This window comes from Arthrobacter ulcerisalmonis, from assembly GCF_900609065.1.
Taxonomy (GTDB): domain Bacteria; phylum Actinomycetota; class Actinomycetes; order Actinomycetales; family Micrococcaceae; genus Arthrobacter; species Arthrobacter ulcerisalmonis.
Map to the genome: position 1 here is coordinate 22,357 of NZ_UXAU01000019.1, position 21,798 is coordinate 44,154.

Genomic DNA, 21,798 nt, shown 5'->3' on the forward strand with positions numbered 1-21,798 from the left:
GGAACCGGGTGGTGGACTGTCCACCGCCCGGTTCCTGCCATCTGGCCCATTCTGTTGCCAGGAACCAGAATCACCACGCCACCGGCGGCAAGGAGCAGTAACCGTGGGAATCACACTGGACGGACTCTCCAGCGGACTCGATACGACAGCGCTGATTTCCTCGTTCCTGCAAGTAGAAGCTATTCCGCAGACCCAGTTGAAGACCAAGTCTGCTGGTATCCAAACCTTCATTTCGGCCCTGCAGGGGCTCAACACCAAGGTGGCGTCCCTGGCCACGCAAGCCTCGGCACTGGCCAAGCCGGACGCCATGAGCCCGCTGGCCGTGAGCACCGGAACGGAAAAGGTCTCCGCTGCCGTCACCGCAGGAGCCAGTGCAGGCAGCATCGACTTTTCGGTGACTCGCTTGGCCCAGACCCAAGTCTCCGTCTCCGCGCCCCTATCGGCGTGGCCGGACTCCGCCCTGACCATCACCACGGGCAGTACGTCCGTCACCGTCACCCCGGCGTCGTCCAGCCTGGACGACGTGGTGAAGGCAATCAACGCCTCCGAAGCCGGCGTGACAGCCTCCCGTGTGGCCGTAGGGGATGGGCAATACCGGCTGCAGCTCACCGCGAAAACGTCCGGATCGGCAGCAGGATTCACTGTCTCCGGAACCGCTGCCACCTTTACTACCGCCAAGACCGCCCAGGACGCAGAACTGACACTGTGGGCAGGATCGGCGGCGCAACAGACCATCACCTCCGCCACCAATACGTTTGCCGAGCTTGTTCCCGGTGTGGCCGTAACCCTCAAAGGCATCCCCACGGAGCCCGTCACGCTGGCCGTGGCGCGCGATGACGCCAAAGCCACCAAATCGGCGTCGGACCTGGTGGCCGGCGTCAACGACATCCTGGCACTGATCGCCAGCCGCAGCGCTGTGAATACCTCCAGTTCCAGCGTCAGCGGCGGGCTCTTCACTGGCGAAAGCGTGGTGCGCGAGGTGAACCAAAAGATCCTGTCCGCGGCTTCACTCCCGGTGGGCACACCGCCGCGCTCGCCGTCGGAAATCGGCATCAGCATCACCCGCTCCGGCACCATGGAATTCGACGACAAAAAGTTCGCCGCAGCATTGGCCGCCGACCCCGTGGGAGTGGGCGCCAAGGTCCAGGAGTTGGCCAGCCGGATCGCCACGGCTGCCACGGCGGCCTCGGACAAGTACGACGGCGCACTCACCACCGCGATCACTGGCCAGCAGGGCCAGGTCAAGGAGTTGGGGCAGCGGATTCTCGACTGGGACCTTCGCCTGGCGTCCCGGAAGGAATCACTGCAACGTACCTACACCGCCCTTGAGGTGGCGCTGAGCAACATGAAGTCCCAGGAAACCTGGTTGGCCTCGCAGATCAACGGACTCTCGTCAGGAAGCTCCTCATGACCTCTTTCACCACGCCCATCGACCAAGGCGCAGCCCTGCGGTCCCGCTACCTTGCAGATTCCGTGCACTCGGCCTCGCCGGCCCGGCTTCTCACCATGCTCTACGACCGGTTGCTGCTGGACCTCAACCGGGCCGAAACGGCGCAGGAAAATGCGGACTGGAACGCGGCGTCCGAACAACTGCTGCACGCGCAAGCCATAGTCACGGAACTCACCACATCGCTGAACGTCGGTGTGTGGGACGGCGCCGACGGGCTGCTGGGGCTGTACAACTACGTTTCGACTGCCTTGATCAACGCTAATATCCGCAAGGATCCTGCGTTGACCCGGGAAGCTATCACCCTACTGGAGCCCCTGCGGCAGGCCTGGCACGAGGCAGCGTCTGGACTGCCAGCCGCTGGCGCGCCCGTTACGGGTGCGCCAGCTCCGGCTCGGGGCTTTGCAGCGGCCGCCGCCTGGCAGCAGCCGGGAACAATGAGTGGATCCAGTCTTGGCGTCGGCTGAAAACCTGGTGGCGTGGACGGCAGCCCTTGACCGACTCGACGCGGGATTGCTGGCTGCCGGGTCGTTGCTCACTGGCCCGCCGCCGTCGGCCGCTGACCAAGCACCGCAGCCCTTGGTGCTGTGGGAGCCGCCAACTCTCTCCGGGTCGCTGCCTGCAGAACTGGCCGAGCGGGCAGCCTCGCTGTTGGCTGCGCAGCGCGTCCTGATCGGTCACTTGCAGCATGCCAGCGTGGAAGCGAAGCGGCAACTGCAGGCTGTGGCGGCGATTCCCGCCCCACTGAAGACCGGGGGCGCTGTGTACCTGGACGTCAACGGCTAGCAGAGCGAAACTGCCGTGGGCGCAGGGATGGCCCGTCAGGCGACGCTGCGGAAGCGCGGCCCGCTGTACCCGTCGCGGACCACGTGTTCGGTGAACATGGCCAGCGGGCGCACCCAGAAGCCGTAATCGCCGTACAGCTGCCGGTAGTAAACGAAATACTCTTCCGTCTCGCTGTGCCTGCCCACTCCGACAACCTCGTAGCGTGCCCCTTTGAAGTGTTCGTAGATTCCCGGCTCAATCGTCATGCCTGAAGAGTAGCCGCCCCAGCCCGAAAGGGGCGCCTCGTCGATAGGTGGTAGCCCCACTCAGCGTCAATTGGTCTTGCCAATGTTAGTCTCGGAGAGCCTCGGCAATCTCCGCAACGGGTCCTGACCCCGTGATCCATAACAGACCATAAGGAGCTGACGCAGTGCCTGATATTGCTTGGACCGAGGGGACCTGGACGACCGAACCCGTCCTCGCCAAGATTGCCGACGACGGTATGCGGGTGACTGCCGTCGAGGCGAGCGACGCCTGGCGAATCACCTCGTACGGATTCATTCACGACACCGAACACGCACTCCTGGCCCCTTTCGAGCAGGACACTGCCGTTGAGGTTTCCTTCCACCTCAATTTCTCGGCTCAGTTCGACCAGGCGGGCATCTTCGTGCGTGTTGATGACACCACGTGGACAAAGGCCGGCGTTGAGTGGAGCGACGGCGAGGAAAGCCTCGGCGCCGTGGTGACCCGTGGCGTGTCCGACTGGTCCCTTTCCCCGGTCCCCGGCTGGGCCGGGCGGCTCGTCACGGTACGAGCCAGCAGGTTCGGCGACGCGCTGACGATCCGGGCGCGGGTGGATCACGAGCCGTGGCGCCTGGTACGAGTAGCGCCGCTCGACCCCGAAGCTATCGTCACTGCGGGGCCATTCTGCTGCGCCCCAACGCGCGGGGACCTCACCGTGCACTTCACATCGTGGCGTACCACTGCCGCGGACCAGGGCCTGCACACAGAGGTGTAGGCGTCCGCTTTGATGTGGCCCAAGGTTACAGGTGGTTGTGGAGGATCACCTGGTAGAGGTTGTGATCTTGCCAGCGTCCCGCGATGTGCAGGTATTTTGGCGCCATCCCGATCTGTTGGAACCCGGCCTTCGCCAGCACCCGTTGTGAGCCGGCATTGTGCAGGAGCGTGCTCGCCTCGATCCGGTGCAGCCCGAGTTGGTCGTGGGCCGTGCTGACAATCTCCTGAACTGCGGCGGAGGCGAGCCCGCGGCCCGCGTAACCGCCATCAACCCAGTAGCCCAGCCCCGCGCTTTGAAACGGACCCCGCACAATGCTGGCCACGTTGAACCGCCCCACGAGGGCATCGTTGGCAAACAAGCCGAAGGAGCATCCTTCACTGGCTTTTTCGGCAGCAAGGCGACGCATCAGATCTGCCCGCTGCCCTGCCTCGGTGAAGTATTCGTCCGGGCGCACCGGCTCCCATGGCGACAGGTATTCCCGATTGCGCACGTAGGCTGCGGCCATTGCTTGTTCATCGCCTGATCGAAGCAGCCGCATGGTGATGCCGGGACTGAGCTGACGCGGTTCAAGCACTGGGCAGCTCCGGGAGCCGCGGGTCAAAGGACAGCGGCTGACTGCGGACCATCGAGAGTCCGCATTCCAGCGCGCCCAGCACCACGCCGTCGGCCCCCAAAGTGGAGGCCGCCAAGACGGGTGCAGGGGCCTCGAACGATGTCGCGAGGAAGGCGGCCGCGCGCGTGAGAACGGGCTCCGCAGCTGCGGCAACCGCGCCAGCCACGATCACTTTCTCCACGTCCAGCAGGCTCGCCAACACGTGGGCCACCCGGGCTAGCCGTTCGCCGAGTCGATCCACGATAGTCAATGCTGCTTTATCGCCAGCGGCTGCGGCGTCAAACACCTTCTCCGCCGACAATTGCGCGCGGGGGATACCGGCCAGAATCGAACCCGGCGCCAGCGCCCCGGCCTTGCTGGCGGCGACGGCCCACTCCCGGCCCAGCAGGCCCAACCCATCGGCGGAGCCCACACCCTCAACAACGCCCAGGAGGCGCATCTCACCGGCGCCGCCCCGTGGCCCGCGCAGGAGCTTTCCGTCAACAACCAACCCGGCTCCGAAGCGTTCGCCGGAAAGCAGTGCTGCGAAAGTGCTCGCATCGGTGCCATGGGCCTGCTCGGCCAGCGCGGCCAGATTCGCGTCGTTGTCCACCACCGTGCGTCCGTAGTCCGCAAAAACTGTGGGGAAATCCGGGTTCATGTTGCCCCAGAACGCGGTACTTTCTGGCGATCGACCGAACTCGTCGACGGGGGCAGGGACTCCCACCACCACCAGAAAGATCTCCGCAGGCAGGACACCTGCCTCAGCCAGGGCGCCATCAACCGTGGCCCGCACAATCACGCGGCGGTCCTGGGCGTCTTCGGTGGCCAGAGTGTGGGCAGTGCGTGCCAGGATGGTGCCGCTCAGATCGGCGACGACGGCCGTCACCGTATGGTGCCCAGCGTCAACTGCGACGATGTGCCCCGCCTCAGCCCGCAGCCGGTATCGGCGCGCGGGCCTGCCCTTGCTGTACTCGCCGGCCTCGCGCGAATCGCCCATCTCTTCGATCCAGCCCTGGACAACCAATTCGTCGCAGACACCCAGGACGGTGGAGCGGGTCAGACCTGTCGCAGCCATGGCATCGACGGCCCGGAATGCCTCGGCCTCGAGGGCGTAGCGGACGATGGCGACCTTGTTCATTCTGCGGAGCAGCTGCGGCGACGTGGCAACGTCAGTTCTTTCCATCCCTTGACCTTATCCTCGGCCTGGTGCAATATTAGTTCACGACTTAGATTTATGGTCTAGATCTAGTCACAGCGGACGGCATCAATCAGGTGGTGCCCTCAGTCAAAGGAGACAATGAGGTGCTTGCAATTCACACGGCCAGGCAGCCCCGCCCCAGCAGACGGTCGTTTCTGCTCGGCGCCGGTGCCCTGGGTGCCGTAGGCGCACTCGCAGGATGCGCGCCAGCGTCGGGATCCTCATCGGCGCCCACCGAAATCACGTTCTACGTATCGAAGCCCGAAGTGATCAGCTACTTCGACGGCGTCATTGACCAGTTCCATCGCAGCCAGGACCGGGTGCGCGTGGTGCGTGACTCGACGTCGAACATGTCTGCCAACTTCGTCCGCAACCAGCCGCCGGACCTGGGCTGCTGGAACTACAACTTTGCTGTCGCTGCCTTCGTCAAGCATGGTGCCCTCAGCGACCTGTCGGACACGGCGGAAGCGCAATCGATCAACCCCGCGTTGTGGCCGCTGTTGCAGCAGACGGCGGACTATCCGGGCCGCACCAGCGCCATCCCGTATTCGGTAACTGCTGCATCGGTCATCTACAACCAGGACATCTTCGCCCAGCAGGGCTTGTCAGTGCCCACCACCTGGTCTGAACTGGTTGCCGTCTGCCAGGCCCTGCGCGCCGCTGGCATCACCCCGTTCTACAACACCATCAAAGACAGCTGGACCGTAGCGCAGGGCCTCTTCGACTACAGCGTCGGTGGCATGCTGGACGTTCCCCAGTTCTTTTCCACACTTAACGGCGAGGGCGCGTCGGTGGAGCCCGGTTCTGCCGCCTCCTTTGAAGTGAACTTCAAGGACCCCATGGGCCGGGTCGCGGAGTTGGCCGCCTTTGCCAACAAGGATGCTGCCAGTCGTGGCTACGCCGACGGCAACCTCGCCTTCGCCCAGGGCAAGAGCGCCATGTACCTGCAGGGTCCATGGGCGCTGAACGAAATCGCCAAGACCTCTCCCACCATGAAGCTGGGCACCTTTCCGCTTCCTGTCACCGAGAATCCGGCCGACCTCAAGGTCCGCGTCAACGTGGACCTGGCCCTGTGGATTCCCCAGGTGTCCAAAAAGAAGGATGCGGCCCGTGAGTTCCTGTCCTTCCTCATGCGCCCCGAGATCAACGACAAGTACAACGCAGACAACAACGGCTTCGGCGTCCGCAAGGACGCGCCGCCGGCCGTCAACCCAGCCCTGGCCGGCATGCAGAAGTATTACGACGACGCCGCGTTCTACCTGGGTGCGTCGCAATTGATTCCCGCCGCCATTCCGGTCGCCAGCTACGCGCAGTCAATCGCGCTCGGCGCCGCTCCCGAGGCCCCGCTCCAGACCCTCGACGCCGACTGGGCTCGCCTTGCCCTGCGCAACGTCTGACTGACCCGCAAGAATTGAGTGCTTCCATGTCCCAGCTCCGCACCGGACGGCCGTCCACGCGACGACGCGTTGAACCCCTGTTCTACGCGTTCCTCCTCCCCACGGTTCTGCTCTTCACCTTGGCCATCACGCTCCCGGCCATCATGGGAGTCACCCTCAGTTTCACCAATTCGGTGGGCTTTGGCGAGTTCAAGTTCATTGGCCTGACCAACTACGTCGCGGCCTTCTCTGACCCGGCTATCCTCCAGGCGTACGGTTTCACGATTGGCTTCGCCGTGGTGACGGTGGCGGTGGTCAACGCGGTTGCCTTCTTCCTGGCACTGGGCCTGACCGAAAAAATTCGGGCCAAGATTGCCCTGCGCGCAGTGTTCGTCCTGCCCATGGTGATTTCAGGAATCGTCATTGCCTACGTCTTCAACTTCCTGTTTTCCAATTCAGTGCCGGAGATAGCCACAGCCCTGGGCATCACGTCGCTGGAAACGAGCATGCTGGCCAACCCCAACCTGGCTTGGCTGGCCTTGGTGCTGGTGACGGCCTGGCAGGCAATTCCTGCCACCTTGCTCATCTACATTGCGGGCATCCTGTCCATCCCCTCAGACGTCTATGAAGCGGCGGCCCTGGACGGCGCCTCGTCGTGGCGGAAGCTGGCATCCATCACCATTCCGCTGGCAGCGGGCTACATCGTGATCAACGTGATCATGGGATTCAAGGGCTTCATGAACGCCTACGACATCATCGTGGGCCTGACCAACGGTGGCCCCGGCACCTCCACCACCAGCGTGGCGATGTCCATCTTCAACGGCTTCAGCAGCGGCGACTACTCCTACCAGATGGCGAACGCCACCATCTTCTTCCTGATAGCCATCGTGATCGCCTTGCTCCAGCTGCGTTCCACCCACGGAAAGGCGACCTTCTAATGACCACCCCAACCCTGGCCGAGGCCATCACGGACCCAACGCAACCGAGCACGCCAGCCGCACCCCGCCGTCGGATGTCCCGCGCGCAACGCGGCCGCTGGACCTTGACGATTCTCCTGGCCGTCTGTTCCTTGACGATTCTGGTGCCCCTGTACGTGACCGTGTCCATGGCGTTCAAAACCACCACCCAGGCTGTGGACGGAAACGCCTTCTCGCTCCCCGGGCCCTGGAGCCTTGACGGCTTTTTCCAGGCCTGGACCCTGACAAACTTCCCCCGAAGCTTCGCCGTCTCGGTGGGGATTGCTGCGCTCAGCGTCGCAGGAACCATCATCCTGAGCGCCCTCGCCGCCTACGCAATCGCCCGGAACTGGGACCGTAAGGTGTTCCGTTGGTCTTTCTTCTACCTGCTGGCGGCCATGTTCCTGCCGTTCCCGGTGGTGGCGCTGTCCCAGGTGAGCCTGAGCGGCATGGTCCACTTGGACAACCCCGTAGGCGTCACAATCCTGCACATCATGTTCCAGCTGTCCTTCAGCGTCATGCTGTTCACTGCCTTCCTGCGGTCCATCCCTATGGAACTCGAGGAAAGTGCCCGGATTGACGGAGCCAGCACCTGGCAGGTGTTCTGGCAGCTGATTTTCCCGCTCCTGGCTCCCATGAGCGCAACGGTGGGCATCTTCGCCTTCCTGGCCTCCTGGAACGACTTCATGATGCCGTCCCTCATCATTTCCAACCCGGCCCTGCAAACCCTGCCCGTCCTGCAGCAGATGTTCCAGACCCAGTTCAGCAACAACTACAACGTCTCCTTCGCGTCCTACCTCATGGCCATGGCCCCCTCGATCGTTGTGTACCTGTTTGCGCAGCGTTGGGTCATGTCCGGCCTGACCCAGGGCGCCATCAAGTAGGCCAACGCCCGTTCCGTTCCACCCACCGCAGATCCCGAAAGATGTATTAATGACCGAAACCTTGCAGTCCGTTGCCACCCTGTCCGCCGAGGACGCCAACTGGTGGCGGCAGGCCTCCGTTTACCAGATCTATCCCCGCAGCTTCGCGGATTCCAACGGTGACGGAATGGGAGACCTGCCCGGTGTGACCTCCCGCGTGCCGTACCTTAAGGCCTTGGGGGTCGACGCCGTCTGGCTGAGCCCGTTTTACCCCTCGGCTTTGGCGGACGGCGGCTATGACGTGGACGACTACCGCAATGTGGACCCGCGGTTGGGCAGCCTTGACGACTTTGACGAGATGGCGGCTGCCCTCCACGCCGCGGGAATCCGCCTCATTGTGGACATTGTGCCCAACCACTCCTCGGACCGGCACGAATGGTTCAAGGAAGCACTGATTGCACCGAAGGGATCCGCCGCACGGGCCCGCTACATCTTCCGCGACGGGCTCGGCGTCAACGGCGAACTGCCTCCCTCCGACTGGGAATCGGTTTTCGGCGGCCCCGCATGGGAACGCCTCACCGAACCCGACGGCCAGCCAGGCCAGTGGTACCTGCACCTCTTCGCCAAGGAACAGCCAGACTTCAATTGGGACAACCCCGAGGTGCGGGAGGACTTCCTGGCGACGCTGCGCTTCTGGTCTGACCGTGGCGTGGACGGCTTCCGCGTCGACGTGGCGCATGCCCTGACCAAGAACCTGCCGGAGGTCCTGCCCAGCAAGGCCGAACTGCCCTCAGAAGGCGAAAACGCCCTCGGCGCGCACCCGCTCTGGGACCGCGACGAGGTCCACGAGATCTACGCCGAATGGGGCAAGGTCTTCAACGAGTACACCCCGCCGCGCACCGCTGTCGCCGAAGCCTGGGTCCATGCTGATCGGCGTGCCCGTTACGCGAGCCCCGACGGCCTGGGCCAGGCCTTCAACTTCGACCTCCTTCAGGCCGATTTCGACGCCGAGCAGTTCCGCAGCATCATCACCACGAACCTGGCTGAGGCAGACGCATCGGGGGCCTCTTCGACCTGGGTGTTCTCCAACCACGACGTCATCCGGCACGCCACCCGCTACGGCCTGCCCGCCGCAGGGCCCGCCGTCGAAGGGGCCATCATGGCCGGAAATGCCGGGAAGGCTTGGCTGCTGGCCGGCGGCGATCCCTCGGCAGTGGACACCTTGCTGGGGCTGCGCAGGGCAACGGCTGCTTCGCTGCTGATGTTTGCCCTGCCCGGTTCCGCGTACCTCTACCAGGGCGAAGAGTTGGGTTTGCAGGAAGTGGGTAATATTCCCGACGCCGATCGGCAAGACCCATCGTTCTTCCGCAACCCGGGCGTGGACGTAGGCCGCGACGGCTGCCGGGTTCCCCTCCCTTGGACGGACCAGAGCACCTCGTTTGGTTTCGGGACCGGCGGCTCCCACCTGCCGCAGCCGGAGTGGTTTGCCGGCGCCTCTGTTGCAGCCCAAGAACCACTGCAGGACTCCACCCTCAGCATGTATCGGAAGGCGCTGGCGCTACGTTCCCAGCTGCAGGCGGGTGAGGAGCTGGAATGGTTGGTGACCGGCCGTCCAGACGTCCTGGCGTTCCGGCGGCCCAACGGTTGGACCTCGGTGACGAACTTCGGCGAGGAACCGTTCCAGCTCCTTGAGGGATCGGTACTGGTCACCAGTGCTCCGTTGGACGCTGGATTGCTGCCCGGCTGCGCTACGGCCTGGCTGCAGGCGTAGGAAGAGGAAGTACCTGCCCCTCTCTGGGGAGAGGGGCAGGTACTTCCTTGGGCTAGTTAGAGAGTGGCCAGCAGGGTTTGCATCTCCTGGATCTCAGCCTTTTGGCTGCTCACGATGTCTTTACTGAGCTGTATCGCTGCGGTGTCGGTGCCGTCCACGGTTTCTGTTGTGGCCATGGCCACGGCACCTTGGTGGTGGGCGATCATCTGGCTCAGGTACAGCTTCGCTGCCTCAACACCTTGGGCGGCTTCCAACTGGGTCATGTCGTCGGCGCCCATCATGCCGTCCATGCTGTGCCCGGCGGGCGCCTCAGTGGACTGCCCCCAGCCCGTCAACCAGCCGGTCATTGTCTCAATCTCCGGAGCCTGGGCCGCTTTGACCCGGGTGGCTAAGGCGGTGATATCGGAGGGGATGCCCTGTTTCGCGAGGATGAGGTCGCTCATCTCAACAGCCTGGACGTGGTGCGGGATCATCATCTGGGCAAACATCACGTCTGCGGCGTTGTGGTTTGCTGCTGCTGTTGGGCTGGAGGAGTTGTTGCTGTGTTCCATTCCGGGCATGGATGGTTCGGCGGAACTGGAACCGCCATCGGCTCCGCAACCAGCCAGTGCGATGGCGGTAGCGATAGCGGTTGCGGCCAAGGGGAAGAATTTCTTTGTCATCATCAAGATCAGGTCCTTCAGGAGAATTTTGGGCGCGCGAGGAGCCTCGCGCGCCAGGAGAAGTGGGTGCATCGGACACGCCGCTACTGGGCGTGTGAAGAGCGTCAGCATGGGGCACGGCACGGGCGACCGCCCGAGCCGTCCGGAGCTCCTACGTTCTGCTGATGGACAGGTCACCCGGTGAAGGACTGCTGGGACGGAAGGACGAGGGGGCGTACCCGGCGGTAGCCCAGGCTGTGGATGTGCCCGTGATGGAAACCGTGGCATCCGGTGCGTGAATCGTCAGGCCGCCGGTTGCCGGTGCCGGAATGCAGGAGGCGCTCATGGAGTGCTGGCTTGAACAGTTCCCGGGGCAGGGGCACTGTGCAGGCGAGGCTGCACCATTGAGCGCGGACAGTTCGTGGGACGCGGCAGAATCCGGCGATGCGGCGATATGGACGTCGTGGCCGGCTGCTTCGGTTCCGGCCGTTGACGCAGCCAGACCACTCGTCGTCGGGACGCCCGCTGAAACCATGGCAGACGTGTCTGGCGAGTGGCTGCCGGTCATGACGTGCATGCCGAGAAGTCCGGTAATAATGGCGAGGACTGCGACCAGGAGGGAGGCCGTGAGCAGCGTGGAGTCGGTCCTCCTGAGCTGATTTGCCACGGTGGTCCTCCTTGTCCTCTCGAGTGCCTTCCGCTTCCAGACTACTCGGCCCACTGGTGGGGTAGCGGAAAAGGAGCTAGAATATGTGCATATAGTCGCACACATGCACTCAATGAGGTCTGACGTTGACGGTCTTGCGAAATAAAACATATCGGCGGCTTTTTACCGCCCAGATAGTGGCTCTTATCGGCACAGGGCTGCTCACCGTGGCCCTCGGGCTCTTGGCGTACAACCTGACCGGCCGGGACGCCGGAGCCGTCCTGGGCACGGCCCTGACGATCAAGATGCTGGCTTACGTTGGTCTCGCCCCGGTCATCACCGCGGTGGTGGCCAGGCTGCCGAAAAAACCGGTTCTGATCGGGGCTGACCTGGTCCGGGCAGCGATGGCACTGTCTCTTCCGTTCGTCACAGAGACCTGGCAGATTTACGTGCTGATTTTCCTGCTGCAATCTGCATCCGCGACCTTCACTCCGACCTTCCAGTCGCTGATCCCGACCGTTCTGAAGGACGAGCGGGACTATACGCGGGCGCTGTCTCTTTCCAGGCTGGCCTATGACATGGAGGCCTTGGTCAGCCCGGCCCTTGCGGCGCTGTTGCTGACGGTGATCAGTTACAACAACCTGTTCCTCGCTACAGCCGCCGGCTTCCTCTTCTCGGCCTTCGTGGTCACGGTCACGGCCTTGCCTTGTCAGTCCGCGCCCACCGGCTTGCAGACGTCGCTGTGGCACCGGACCACTCTGGGGACACGGATCTTCTGGCGGCACCGGCGGCTGCGGTCCCTGCTGGCGTTGAACCTGGTGGTCGCAGCCCCTACGGCTCTGATACTCGTCAACACAGTGGTTTACGTCCGCGATGTCCTGCACCGCAGCGACGCCGATCTGGCTCTTGCGTTGGCCTGTTTCGGTGTCGGGTCGATGATCGTGGCGTTGTCAGCGCCCAGGGCCCTGGACCGGTTCGGGAACCGGTGCGTGATGCTGACGGGCGCCGCCGTGATCCCTGCTGTGTTGGCCGGTGCCACATTCCTGCCCCTCCTGGGGACCGGCGGCCCGGGGTGGTGGGGCCTGTTGGCACTTTGGTTCTTGCTCGGTGCCGCGAACTCAACAATTTTGACGCCGTCGTCCCGGCTGCTGCGTGATGCCTCCACCGAGGCGAGCCGGCCCTACGTCTTTACTGCCCAGTTCTCCCTTTCGCACGCCTGCTACATCCTCACCTATCCGCTGGCCGGTTGGATCGGCTCTGCCGCAGGGCTGGGCTGGGCCGCGCTTGCCCTGACGTTTATTGCGATGATAGGCAGTACTGGTGCATTCCTGTCCTGGCCGTCGCACCAGCGCGGAAGCCAAGACCCAGCCCCTGAGGAGCAGAACCTTGAGCAGCAGGTCCAGCAGCGCGCAGAGCCCTAGCGTCGTGCAGGGCGCAGGGCCCGGCGAACCCTCCCTGGCGCACTCTGTCACGCCGGACCCAAAGCTGCTCGACGCGGCAACCGGGACGCTGCGGATGCTGGCCGAACCCACCCGGCTGCACCTGCTCTGGCAACTCTCCAACGGCCCCAAGACCGTCACCGAGCTGACTGAATTATCCGGAGCGCAACGGACCGTAGTCAGCCAGCACTTGGCCAAACTCCGGCTCAGCGGATTAGTAGACACCCGCAAGGACGGCCGCCACATCATCTATTCGCTCCATGACGGGCACCTGGTCCGGCTGATCCGCGAGACCATGAACCACGCCGATCACCTGATGACCGGCGAACCGCCTCACGGCTGACGCACCCGCAGTCGGTCCCGGGGGAGACTTCCTGCGCGGTGTCTCAAGCCCGTCAAACATAATTTCCTGCACGACTTCTACGCGTTTCACTAACGCCGCGCGAACTGCTGCCGATAAACCATCTCAGAGCACGGATTGCTCGCTTCGTGGCCACGGATCGGCCTTCCTTCATTGCCAGGCAGGATACCCGTGCTCGAATCCGTGACTTCTGCTGCCTTGGGTAGTGCCCTCGATGGGCTGGCCCAGCGGCAGCGGACCATCGCGAACAACATCGCGAACGTCAACACTCCGAATTTCCGCGCCCAACGCGTGAGCTTCGAGGCTGCGCTGGCATCGTCGGTGGCAGCCGGCAACGGACACACCACAGCCGCCACCTCGACGTCGTTGGAGCCCACGCAGCTCAACGGCAACAACGTCAACATCGACACCGAAACGCTGTCCAACATCGATACGGTGCTCCGCTTCCAATTCGCGTCGAGGGCCATTGGTGGCGAGTTCACCGCCATCCGCGCTGCCTTGCGGACCAACGGATGACGTTCGACGCGATCGGCATCGCCGGCACAGCACTGACCGTCCACCGCAAGTGGCTCGACGCTGTCTCCGACAACCTGGCCAACATGAACACCGCCAGCGCAACCTCCGGCGACGCCTTTCGCGCCCGGTACTTGGAAGCAACTGACGGCAGCGGAACCACCGGCGTCTACGTCAAGGGCATCCAGTACGGCAGCGCGGAGGGCCGGATGGTCTACCAGCCGGACCATCCGCTGGCCGATGCGGAAGGCAACGTCAAATACCCGGACATTGACCTCGAAGAACAAATGGGCGCCTTGATCATGGCCCAGCGCGGCTACCAGCTCAATGCCCAGGTTGTAGACCGTGCCCGCGAAACCTACCTTGCCGCCCTCGACATTGGACGCTCCTGATGCCCATCATCCCCATCGCACCCGTCCAGGGGCCTGCGCGCACCAGCTACGTGGGCGCGGCGTCAGCCACTGACGGCTCCGGCTTCGCGGCATCCCTGACCGGCGCCGTCGACAACCTGCAGCAACTCCAGTCGACGTCGAAGGAACTGGCCGTCTCCGCCGTCACTGGCAACCTGACTGACATCCACAACGCCACTTTGGTCGCCAGCCGCGCCCAGATCACCCTGGAACTGGTGGCAGCTGTCCGCAACAAGGGCGTTGACGCGTTCACCGAAATTATGAGGATGCAAGCCTGATGCCACCACAGATCACCGGCTTCTTCCGCCGCCTCGGCTCCGGAATCGGCGGGTTCACCGCCGGCCAGAAGACCCTCGCCGTCCTGGGCGCCGCCCTTCTGGTGGTGGGCATTGTGGCGCTCTCCGCGTGGCTGACCAAACCAGCGCTCACCCCGCTGTTTTCCGGGCTGAAGGACACGGACGCCAGCAGCATTGTGGAACAGCTCCGCGCCGACAACGTGCCGTACGAACTGACCGACGGCGGGTCCACCATCATGGTGCCGGAAAGCAAGGTCTACGACGAGCGGCTGAAGGCAGCCTCCGCGGGGCTGCCCACTGCCGCCGCCACCGGCTACTCCCTGCTGGACAAGCTTGGTGTGACCTCCTCCGAATTCCAACAGTCGGTGACCTACAAGCGTGCCCTGGAAGGCGAATTGGCGGCCACCATCGGCGCCATGGAAGGCGTGAAGTCCGCCGCTGTCCGCCTGGCCATCCCGGAGAAGACAGTCTTCGTGTCCAGCACCCCTGACACCACCGCCTCGGTCTTCCTGGAGACGGCACCGGGCAATACCCTCAGCACCGACAAGGTGCAGGCGATTGTGCACCTGACGTCCGCCGCGATCGAGAACCTCAAGCCCGCCAATGTTTCGGTGGTGGATTCCCAAGGCAACGTGCTCTCCGCAGTGGGCGGTGCCGCCGTCGGCTCCTCCGGAAAGCAGGCCGAGGACTACCAGAAACGCACCACTGACGCTGTCCGGGCCGTCTTGGACCGGGTAGTGGGGCCGGGCAACTCGTCCGTGGCTGTTGCTGCCGACGTCACCGGCGAATCCGCCCAGCAGAAAAGCGAAACCTTCACCAACTCCGCCGAAACTCCGCCGCTGAGCGAATCGACGCAGACGGAGACCTACACGGGCACCGGCAATGGGGCTGCGGGCGTGCTGGGACCTGACAACATCGCCGTCCCCAACGGCGAGAACGGGACGGGCAACGGTACCTTCAGCTCGTCCAACAACACCCGGAACAACGCGGTCAACAAGGTCACCGAAGATCGGGTCATCCCGCCGGGCGCGGTCCGCCGGCAGACGGTCTCGGTGGCTGTCAACCAATCTGCCGCCGTCGGCGTGAACCTGGCCTCGCTGACATCCTTGGTGAACTCTGCCGCTGGCCTGAATGCCGCCCGCGGTGACGTGGTGACGGTGGAGGTCATCCCGTTCAGCACTGCTGCCGCCGACGCGGCGGCCGCTGCCCTCGAAGCGGGAAAGGCCGACGCCGATGCGCAGCGGGACGCGGGCCTCATGAACACGCTGCTGATGGCTGGCGGCGCCGTTCTGGTCATCGCCATACTGGCAGTCCTGATCGCGATCCTGCGCCGCCGTGGCCAGCTGCGCGAACCCGTGGACCTGGGTGAGCGGCCTCTCGCCGCCATTCCGCTGGGACCTGGCACCCCTGCCCTGGATCCGTCACCGGCGACGGCGGCAATCGCCATGGCCGCGATTCCCACCCCCGAACCGGTGGCCATCGGAGCGGGCGGCGGGCTGGGCATGGAGGCGGCCTTGGCAGAGCGCCGACGCGATGAAGTAGATACCCTGGTAGCGGCAAATCCCGAACAGGCTGCCGACTATCTGCGCTCCTTGATGGATGACCGGAGGCCGGTATGAGAACCACCGGCACGCAGCTCTCCGGCATCCAGAAGGCTGCGGTCCTCCTGATGCAGATGAGCAACGAGAACGCCTCGCGGGTGCTGTCGCAGTTCAGCGAAACCGAGGCGGAAGACATCGCAGCGGAGATTGTCCGGCTGAAATCGGTGGATGCCGACGTGGCAGAGGACATCTTGGCGGACTTCCATGACGCCGCTTCCAGTGGGCGCCGGGGCGCCCGTGGCGGTCGGGAACTGGCTGAGGGCCTTTTGACGGCATCATTCGGCAGCGAGAAAGCGGCGGGCGTCATGAACCGCTTGGCCTTGACCATGGCCGGCCGGTCCTTCGAATTCCTTGAAGACCTGGAGCCCGTTCAGGTGCTGGCCTTGTTGGAGGCGGAGCTGCCGCAGACCATTGCTTTGGTCTTGGCGCACCTGAGCCCACGGCACGCTTCTGCGGTGATGGCTGGGTTGCCCGGCAACCTTCGGGCCGACGTGGCGCACTCCATCGCCACCATGGGTTCGCCGGCCCCAGACGCCGTCCGCGTGGTGGCGGAATCGCTCAAACTCCGCGGCGGAGCGACGAATTCCCGGCAAAAATCTGACGCTGTGGGCGGCATCCAACCCCTGGTGGACATCATCAACAGGTCCGACTCCGGCACCGAGCGGGCAGTTCTTGAGGGCCTGGATGCCATGGACCCGGACCTGGCAGTGGAACTGCGCAACCGGATGGTTGCCTTCGCGGACATCGTGGCCCTGGAACGCAAAGACGTCCAGCAGGTCCTCCGCGGCGTGGACACCAGCGTCCTGGCCCTGGCACTCAAGGGCGCCTCCGAGACAGTGGTGGAAACCGTCACCACCAACGTGTCCGGCCGCAACCAGGAGATCCTTCGCGCCGAGATGCAGGCAACCGGCCCAGTCCGGGCATCCCAAGTGGAAGAGGCGCGCGCGGAGATTGTCCGGGCCATGCGCCAGCTCGAAGCGGACGGCGTCATCACGCTGCATCGCGGCGAAGTGGAGGACGACTTTGTGGAATGACGGCCCCACCGCAAGCGCAGTTTCCCCTGCCAAGGTGGTTTTCCCCGCCATCCGCAAGGCTGGCACGGACACCGGGTCCGAAGGCTATACGCACGGCCACGCAGCGGGATACGCTGCCGGGCTCCGGGCAGCAGCTGTAGAACAGCGAGGGGCCCTCGAACGGCAGCAGGCTCAGGTGGCGGCTACGGCGCAGGCCCACGAGCAGCAGCTCGCTGCGGCTGCGGCAGCGTTCCAACGCGCAACGTCGGCCCTGCACCAGCTTAATGCCGGCACCATCCTGGACGCCGAGCGGGCCTTGCTTGAGACGTCGCTGGAGTTGGCGGAGGCGATCCTCGGCTACGAACTGACTGATGGCGAACGTTCCGCCCGCGCCGCGCTGGACCGCGCCTTGACCGGAACGGATCCCCGCGACGTGGCCAGGATCCGGCTGCACCCCGACGACGCCAGACTGGTTGCCGGCCACCCGGAAACGGCTGCTGCCGGCGTCGATATCCTGCCCGACCCGTCCCTGCTCCGCGGCGACGCTATTGCCGAATACCAGAACGGGTGGCTGGACGCCCGGCTTGCCAGCGCACTGGAGCGGGCAAAGACTGCCCTTCTGGCGGAGGGGCCATGAGGTCCGCCTTGGGATTCGAGGGACTTGAGGCTGGTCATCCAACGGGGCCAGCGGGCACGCGTCCGCCGGCTTCCGGGCTGCTCACAACGCGACTCGGTGCTGCCCGCGAAGCTGCGCGACCCGAACGCGTAGGCAGCGTGACCAAGGTGGTGGGCCTGGGCTTGGAAGTCTCCGGGCTGGACTGCGCCGTGGGAGACCTGGTGCGGATCGGGCACGACGGCGGCCTTGAAGCTGAGGTGGTGGCCGTCAGCGACGCTGCAGCTCGCTGCATGCCGCTCGGCAGGCTGAACGGAATTTCGGCCGGAGATCCAGCGCGGGCCACCGGAAGCCCCGCCACCGTTCCCACCGGGCTGGGCCTGTTCGGCCGAGTGCTGGACGGGTTGGGCCGCCCCGTCGACGGCAAGGGTCCGCTCGCCAGCGGCCCGGCCGTCAGCATCGACAAGGCCGCACCGTTGGCCATGCAGCGGGCCCGCATCAGCCAAACGCTGCAGACGGGCGTCCGCGCCCTGGACACCATGACCACGCTCGGCAAAGGCCAGCGACTGGGCTTGTTTGCCGGCTCCGGAGTAGGCAAGTCATCCCTCCTGTCCATGATGGCCCGGGGGACCGACGCAGAAGTGTCCGTCATTGCCCTGGTGGGGGAGCGTGGCCGTGAGGTCAGGGAATTCCTCGAAGACGATCTTGGCCCCGAGGGCCTGGCCCGCTCCGTGGTGGTAGTGGCCACCTCTGACGAACCCGCCTTGATGCGCATGCGCGCAGCGTTCACTGCCACCCGCATCGCCGAAGCCTTCCGCGATGATGGCCGGCACGTGGTGTTGATGATGGACTCCCTGACCCGGGTGGCTATGGCCCAACGCGAAATTGGACTCTCGGCAGGCGAACCGCCGGCAACCCGCGGCTACCCGCCGTCGACCTTTTCCGTTCTGGCGCAACTGCTCGAACGCGCCGGCACCGCTGAACGCGGCTCCGTGACGGGAATCTATACGGTGCTGGTGGACGGCGATGACCACAACGAACCCATCGCGGACGCGGCACGTTCCATCCTGGACGGGCACGTGGTCCTTGACCGCAGGCTCTCCGTGACCGGGCATTTTCCCTCCGTCGATGTGCTGGGATCCATCTCCCGCGTGGCGTCGAAGGTCAACCCGGCCAGCCGGACTGCTGACGCCGCCGTGCTGCGGAAAGTGCTGGCGGCGCGGAAGGCGGCGCAGGACCTGATCGATGTGGGCGCCTACCAGCCGGGTAACAACCCGATGGTTGATGCAGCGCTCGCACACGAGAACGCCATCAATCAGCTCCTGCAGCAGCGGATGGACCAATCGACGGACATCGACTCGGCCTGGCAGCAACTACACACACTTGTCACAACCTTGGGGGTACGGCCATGAGCCGGGAATTTTCACTGGCCGGACTCCTGCGGATCCGACGCATCCAGCAAGACCAAGCCGCCAGCGGGGTGGCTCGGGCCGCCTCCCGGTCCCGCTCGGTCCGGGCCCGGGAAGCCGCTGCCCGCCAGGACTTGAAGGACTCGCCGGAGCAGGTCAGTAACGCTGTTGGGCTCCGGGCGATCGCTGCGGCGCGTGCATCAGCGCAAAGCATGCTGACGGAACTCGACGCCTTGACCGTTGACGCCGAGGCGCAGCTCAGCAGCGCCCGCCGGGACTTCACCCAGGCCAGGGTCCGCTCCGTGGGCTTGGAAAAGCTCGAGGTCCGGCACCAGGCAGACCTTGCCGCGTCCGACTTGAAGACCGAACAGGGAGCGTTGGACGAAATCGCCTCCGTCTCGTGGCACCGACGGGAAGGCGCCCGATCATGACCATGACAGACGTGATCGGCCGGATGCAGGGCATCCAAAGCATGATCGACCAGCTCAAAGCGCCCATTGCTGCCAAGTCGCCGGCAACATCGGCGTCCTCGGCTGCTGGGTCTGCAGCATTCAACCAGGCACTCACCACCGCGTTGGGCGGCACTGACGCGTCGGCAGTCCTGGGCGGGCTGCCGGCGTCGTTGACCGCAGGAACGGGAGCGTCGACGTCGGCTGCGCTCGCCGTTTCGGGCGTTGCGGGAGCTGCCGGTGCCGGTGCCGCCGGCGGGGTGAACGGCGATACCGTGGTTGCCACCGCGAAGAAGTACATTGGCGTGCCGTACGTGTGGGGCGGGACCAACCCGGCCACCGGCATGGACTGCTCCGGGTTCGTCCAGCGGGTCTTCAAGGACCTCAACATCGAACTGCCGCGCGTGGTGAGCGACCAGATGAACCAGGGCACGCCCGTGGCTTCCCTCGCCGAAGCGAAAGCAGGCGACCTGCTGGTCAGCTTCGGCGGCGAGCACATCTCCATTTACCTGGGCAACGGCAAGGCGATCGACGCACCAGTGCCCGGCCAGACCATCCAGATCCGCGACGCGTGGGAACAGCACTCGAACCTCACCTCGATCCGCCGCATCGTCCCAGGTGGGAACGGCGCATGAGTACTGTAGCTGCTGTTCTCGGCGGCAAGGCGCTGCCCGGAATGCAGTCCGCTGCGCCCGGCACCTCGGCGAAAAACGCCACCGCGGACGACGGCGGCGCGTCCGCGGGTGCCTTCGCTGGTGTTTTTGCGGCGGCTTCCGTTTCTGCTTTTTCGCTGACGGGGGAGGCTGCGGGTCGTCCTGAGCCTTCTCCCGATGAGGCGCTGGAGCCTATGGTGACTGAAGAAACGGCCGACCAGTCCTCGCTGGCGGTACCTTATTTTCCGGGGCCTTCGCTGGCTGTTCCTGCTCCGGCGGCGAACCCTTCGGTGGTGACCTCTCCAGCGACCGCTCCTCTGGACTCCGCGCTTCAGGATGCCGCCCCTCCGGTGGCCGTTCCTCCGGTGGCCGTTCCTCCGGTGGCCGTTCCTCAGGATGACGCCCCTGCGGCGGCGACCGACGCCGTTCCGGCAGAGCCGTCGATAGCTGCAGAGAAGCCCTTACCAGCAGAAAAGTCCCAGGGCGCACCAGCCGCGACCCCACTGCCAGCAGCAGTTCCCGCAACCCTCCCGCCGGGCGGGATGACCGCGTCGGTCGCAGCTGCGTCGGTCGCGGTGACTCAGGTCGGCGCGGACGCCAACGTCCCCGCGATGCAGCCAACCAGTGTCAGCCAGGCTGCGTCCCCGCCGCCATCGCAGGGCCTGGCGCACCAGCTGCAGCGGCCCCTCTTTACGCTTGCCGCCAGCAGCGCAGGCAACCACACCATGACGTTGCGGGTGAGCCCGGAAAGTCTCGGCAGCATCACCGTGCAGGCACAGATCGGACCAGCCGGTGTCCGGATCGAACTCTTTGCCGGCGAGGGAGCACGGACGGCGTTGGCCAACATCCTGCCGGAACTTCGGCAGGGACTGGTCACAGCAGGCGTCGCCGCGTCCTTGATAGTGGCGGACGGCGAATTGCCGCTGGCAGCCCTGGCCGGACAAAACCTTCAACTGGCGCAGAACTCCACGCAGAATCAGCAGGCCGCGCAGCCGGGCCAACCCGGGGCTGCCTTCAGCCAAGCCCCAGGTCAGCAAGGGTCCGGCCACAGTGGATTCGGCCAACCTGGCCCCGGGCAGCAGCCGTTCGGACAACAAGGGTTCGGGCAGCAGAGTGGGCACGGTTTCAGCGACCAACGCCATGCCCACCGCACCGAAGCTGCAGCGTTCGACGGCGACGCCAGGAGCCCGCCGAACGGCGGGCTGACCGGACCTGCTGAAGTATCCGCCGTCGGCCGCCATCAGCCCCTTGACGTCCTTGCCTGACTCCGCCTGCACCTACCTGAAGGACCTTCCATGACAGTCCAACCCATCTCCGGCATTGGGGCCACTCCCCAGGCCGCCGCGACGCGAAAGCCCGCGCAGACCCTGGATTCCGAGGCGTTCATGTCCTTGCTGGTGGCGCAGCTAAAGAACCAGAGCCCCAGCGCACCCATGGACACCAACCAGATGATGGCCCAGACCATCCAGCTGTCCATGATGGAAAAAACCACCGAGATGGCCGCCAACAGCAAGGAAGGGTTCTCCCTGCAGATGCGGTCCGCCGCCGCGGCGCTGGTGGGTCAGACCGTGAACTACACGCTGCCCAACGGCACAGTGGGATCGGGAATCGCCAACTCGGTGTCCTACTCGGGGCCTGTTCCCACGGTGATGGTGGGCTCCCAGAGCGTCACCCTCGACGCGGTCAGCGGGGTGGGGACCAGCCCTGGGCCCGCCACGCCGATCATCTAGAAGCACCCCCCTCATTCTTCAGTTCCACCTTTGAC

General features: G+C 65.0%; 26 protein-coding genes. 21 read left to right on the forward strand and 5 right to left on the reverse strand.

Annotation, left to right across the window (positions count from 1 at the left end):
- Positions 1–103 precede the first annotated feature (103 nt).
- The 3 genes from fliD to PSET11_RS05720 are packed head-to-tail and all read left to right on the forward strand — an operon-like array spanning position 104 to position 2,233.
- Positions 104–1,411: a flagellar filament capping protein FliD gene (gene fliD / locus PSET11_RS05710; protein ID WP_124091147.1), complete on the forward strand. Its 1,308-nt coding sequence runs from the start codon at positions 104–106 to the stop codon at positions 1,409–1,411.
- Positions 1,408–1,914 (forward strand): flagellar export chaperone FliS, encoded by a 507-nt coding sequence (gene fliS, locus PSET11_RS05715; protein WP_124091148.1) that lies wholly within the window; start codon positions 1,408–1,410, stop codon positions 1,912–1,914. The genes fliD and fliS overlap by 4 nt, the downstream gene beginning before the upstream one ends.
- Positions 1,889–2,233: a hypothetical protein gene (locus PSET11_RS05720; protein ID WP_124091149.1), complete on the forward strand. Its 345-nt coding sequence runs from the start codon at positions 1,889–1,891 to the stop codon at positions 2,231–2,233. The genes fliS and PSET11_RS05720 overlap by 26 nt, the downstream gene beginning before the upstream one ends.
- A gap of 35 nt (positions 2,234–2,268) precedes the next feature.
- Here the strand turns inward: PSET11_RS05720 and PSET11_RS05725 are convergent, their stop codons facing one another.
- Positions 2,269–2,478, reverse strand: coding sequence for a DUF1653 domain-containing protein (locus PSET11_RS05725; RefSeq protein ID WP_124091150.1), 210 nt, complete (start codon positions 2,476–2,478; stop codon positions 2,269–2,271).
- Between the two features lie 164 nt (positions 2,479–2,642).
- Here PSET11_RS05725 and PSET11_RS05730 point away from each other — a divergent pair, with 164 nt between their 5' ends.
- The gene (locus PSET11_RS05730) at positions 2,643–3,230 is read left to right on the forward strand and encodes a DUF1349 domain-containing protein (protein WP_203415914.1); all 588 of its coding nucleotides are present in this window, start codon (positions 2,643–2,645) and stop codon (positions 3,228–3,230) included.
- Positions 3,231–3,255: 25 nt separating this feature from the next.
- On the opposite strand, the gene PSET11_RS05735 is transcribed toward PSET11_RS05730, so the two are convergent.
- Both PSET11_RS05735 and PSET11_RS05740 read right to left on the reverse strand, forming a co-directional pair.
- Positions 3,256–3,804 carry a GNAT family N-acetyltransferase gene (locus PSET11_RS05735; RefSeq protein WP_238989047.1) on the reverse strand — a complete coding sequence of 183 codons (549 nt, stop codon included), beginning with the start codon at positions 3,802–3,804 and terminating at the stop codon, positions 3,256–3,258.
- The gene (locus PSET11_RS05740; RefSeq protein ID WP_124091151.1) at positions 3,797–5,008 is read right to left on the reverse strand and encodes an ROK family protein; all 1,212 of its coding nucleotides are present in this window, start codon (positions 5,006–5,008) and stop codon (positions 3,797–3,799) included. The genes PSET11_RS05735 and PSET11_RS05740 overlap by 8 nt, the downstream gene beginning before the upstream one ends.
- A gap of 119 nt (positions 5,009–5,127) precedes the next feature.
- Here PSET11_RS05740 and PSET11_RS05745 point away from each other — a divergent pair, with 119 nt between their 5' ends.
- The 4 genes from PSET11_RS05745 to PSET11_RS05760 are packed head-to-tail and all read left to right on the forward strand — an operon-like array spanning position 5,128 to position 9,989.
- Positions 5,128–6,420, forward strand: a complete 1,293-nt coding sequence (locus tag PSET11_RS05745; protein WP_124091152.1) for an ABC transporter substrate-binding protein — start codon at positions 5,128–5,130, stop codon at positions 6,418–6,420.
- Between the two features lie 26 nt (positions 6,421–6,446).
- Entirely contained in the window at positions 6,447–7,337 is an 891-nt protein-coding gene (locus tag PSET11_RS05750) for a carbohydrate ABC transporter permease (RefSeq protein ID WP_124091153.1), read from the forward strand.
- Complete coding sequence (locus PSET11_RS05755) at positions 7,337–8,239, forward strand: carbohydrate ABC transporter permease (protein ID WP_124091154.1); 903 nt, start codon at positions 7,337–7,339, stop codon at positions 8,237–8,239. The genes PSET11_RS05750 and PSET11_RS05755 overlap by 1 nt, the downstream gene beginning before the upstream one ends.
- A 49-nt stretch (positions 8,240–8,288) precedes the next feature.
- The gene (locus tag PSET11_RS05760) at positions 8,289–9,989 is read left to right on the forward strand and encodes a glycoside hydrolase family 13 protein (RefSeq protein ID WP_124091155.1); all 1,701 of its coding nucleotides are present in this window, start codon (positions 8,289–8,291) and stop codon (positions 9,987–9,989) included.
- Positions 9,990–10,045: 56 nt separating this feature from the next.
- On the opposite strand, the gene PSET11_RS05765 is transcribed toward PSET11_RS05760, so the two are convergent.
- Positions 10,046–10,654: a DUF305 domain-containing protein gene (locus tag PSET11_RS05765; RefSeq protein WP_124091156.1), complete on the reverse strand. Its 609-nt coding sequence runs from the start codon at positions 10,652–10,654 to the stop codon at positions 10,046–10,048.
- A 148-nt stretch (positions 10,655–10,802) separates the two neighbouring features.
- Complete coding sequence (locus tag PSET11_RS05770) at positions 10,803–11,297, reverse strand: hypothetical protein (RefSeq protein ID WP_124091157.1); 495 nt, start codon at positions 11,295–11,297, stop codon at positions 10,803–10,805.
- Positions 11,298–11,416: 119 nt separating this feature from the next.
- On the opposite strand from PSET11_RS05770, the gene PSET11_RS05775 reads away from it, so the two are divergent.
- From PSET11_RS05775 to PSET11_RS05835, 13 genes are all read left to right on the forward strand, one after another.
- Entirely contained in the window at positions 11,417–12,697 is a 1,281-nt protein-coding gene (locus PSET11_RS05775; protein WP_427846146.1) for an MFS transporter, read from the forward strand.
- Positions 12,663–13,058 (forward strand): ArsR/SmtB family transcription factor, encoded by a 396-nt coding sequence (locus PSET11_RS05780; RefSeq protein WP_238989049.1) that lies wholly within the window; start codon positions 12,663–12,665, stop codon positions 13,056–13,058. Before PSET11_RS05775 ends, PSET11_RS05780 begins: the two co-directional genes overlap by 35 nt.
- 189 nt (positions 13,059–13,247) lie before the next feature.
- Positions 13,248–13,592, forward strand: coding sequence for a flagellar basal body rod protein FlgB (locus PSET11_RS05785; RefSeq protein WP_124091159.1), 345 nt, complete (start codon positions 13,248–13,250; stop codon positions 13,590–13,592).
- Entirely contained in the window at positions 13,589–13,981 is a 393-nt protein-coding gene (locus PSET11_RS05790) for a flagellar basal body rod protein FlgC (protein ID WP_124091160.1), read from the forward strand. The genes PSET11_RS05785 and PSET11_RS05790 overlap by 4 nt, the downstream gene beginning before the upstream one ends.
- Positions 13,981–14,277: a flagellar hook-basal body complex protein FliE gene (gene fliE / locus PSET11_RS05795; protein ID WP_124091161.1), complete on the forward strand. Its 297-nt coding sequence runs from the start codon at positions 13,981–13,983 to the stop codon at positions 14,275–14,277. The genes PSET11_RS05790 and fliE overlap by 1 nt, the downstream gene beginning before the upstream one ends.
- Entirely contained in the window at positions 14,277–15,914 is a 1,638-nt protein-coding gene (gene fliF, locus PSET11_RS05800; protein WP_124091162.1) for a flagellar basal-body MS-ring/collar protein FliF, read from the forward strand. The genes fliE and fliF overlap by 1 nt, the downstream gene beginning before the upstream one ends.
- Entirely contained in the window at positions 15,911–16,930 is a 1,020-nt protein-coding gene (gene fliG / locus PSET11_RS05805) for a flagellar motor switch protein FliG (RefSeq protein ID WP_124091163.1), read from the forward strand. Before fliF ends, fliG begins: the two co-directional genes overlap by 4 nt.
- Complete coding sequence (locus PSET11_RS05810; protein ID WP_160118963.1) at positions 16,920–17,546, forward strand: FliH/SctL family protein; 627 nt, start codon at positions 16,920–16,922, stop codon at positions 17,544–17,546. Before fliG ends, PSET11_RS05810 begins: the two co-directional genes overlap by 11 nt.
- On the forward strand, positions 17,543–18,934 hold the full coding sequence (locus tag PSET11_RS05815) for a FliI/YscN family ATPase (RefSeq protein WP_124091165.1): 1,392 nt from the start codon (positions 17,543–17,545) through the stop codon (positions 18,932–18,934). Before PSET11_RS05810 ends, PSET11_RS05815 begins: the two co-directional genes overlap by 4 nt.
- A complete protein-coding gene (locus PSET11_RS05820; RefSeq protein WP_124091166.1) occupies positions 18,931–19,362 on the forward strand; it encodes a flagellar export protein FliJ in 432 nt (143 codons plus the stop codon). Before PSET11_RS05815 ends, PSET11_RS05820 begins: the two co-directional genes overlap by 4 nt.
- Positions 19,359–20,015 (forward strand): C40 family peptidase, encoded by a 657-nt coding sequence (locus PSET11_RS05825; RefSeq protein WP_124091167.1) that lies wholly within the window; start codon positions 19,359–19,361, stop codon positions 20,013–20,015. The genes PSET11_RS05820 and PSET11_RS05825 overlap by 4 nt, the downstream gene beginning before the upstream one ends.
- A complete protein-coding gene (locus tag PSET11_RS05830) occupies positions 20,012–21,298 on the forward strand; it encodes a flagellar hook-length control protein FliK (RefSeq protein WP_124091168.1) in 1,287 nt (428 codons plus the stop codon). The genes PSET11_RS05825 and PSET11_RS05830 overlap by 4 nt, the downstream gene beginning before the upstream one ends.
- 30 nt (positions 21,299–21,328) lie before the next feature.
- Positions 21,329–21,763: a flagellar hook assembly protein FlgD gene (locus tag PSET11_RS05835; RefSeq protein WP_124091169.1), complete on the forward strand. Its 435-nt coding sequence runs from the start codon at positions 21,329–21,331 to the stop codon at positions 21,761–21,763.
- The last annotated feature ends 35 nt before the right edge of the window (positions 21,764–21,798 follow it).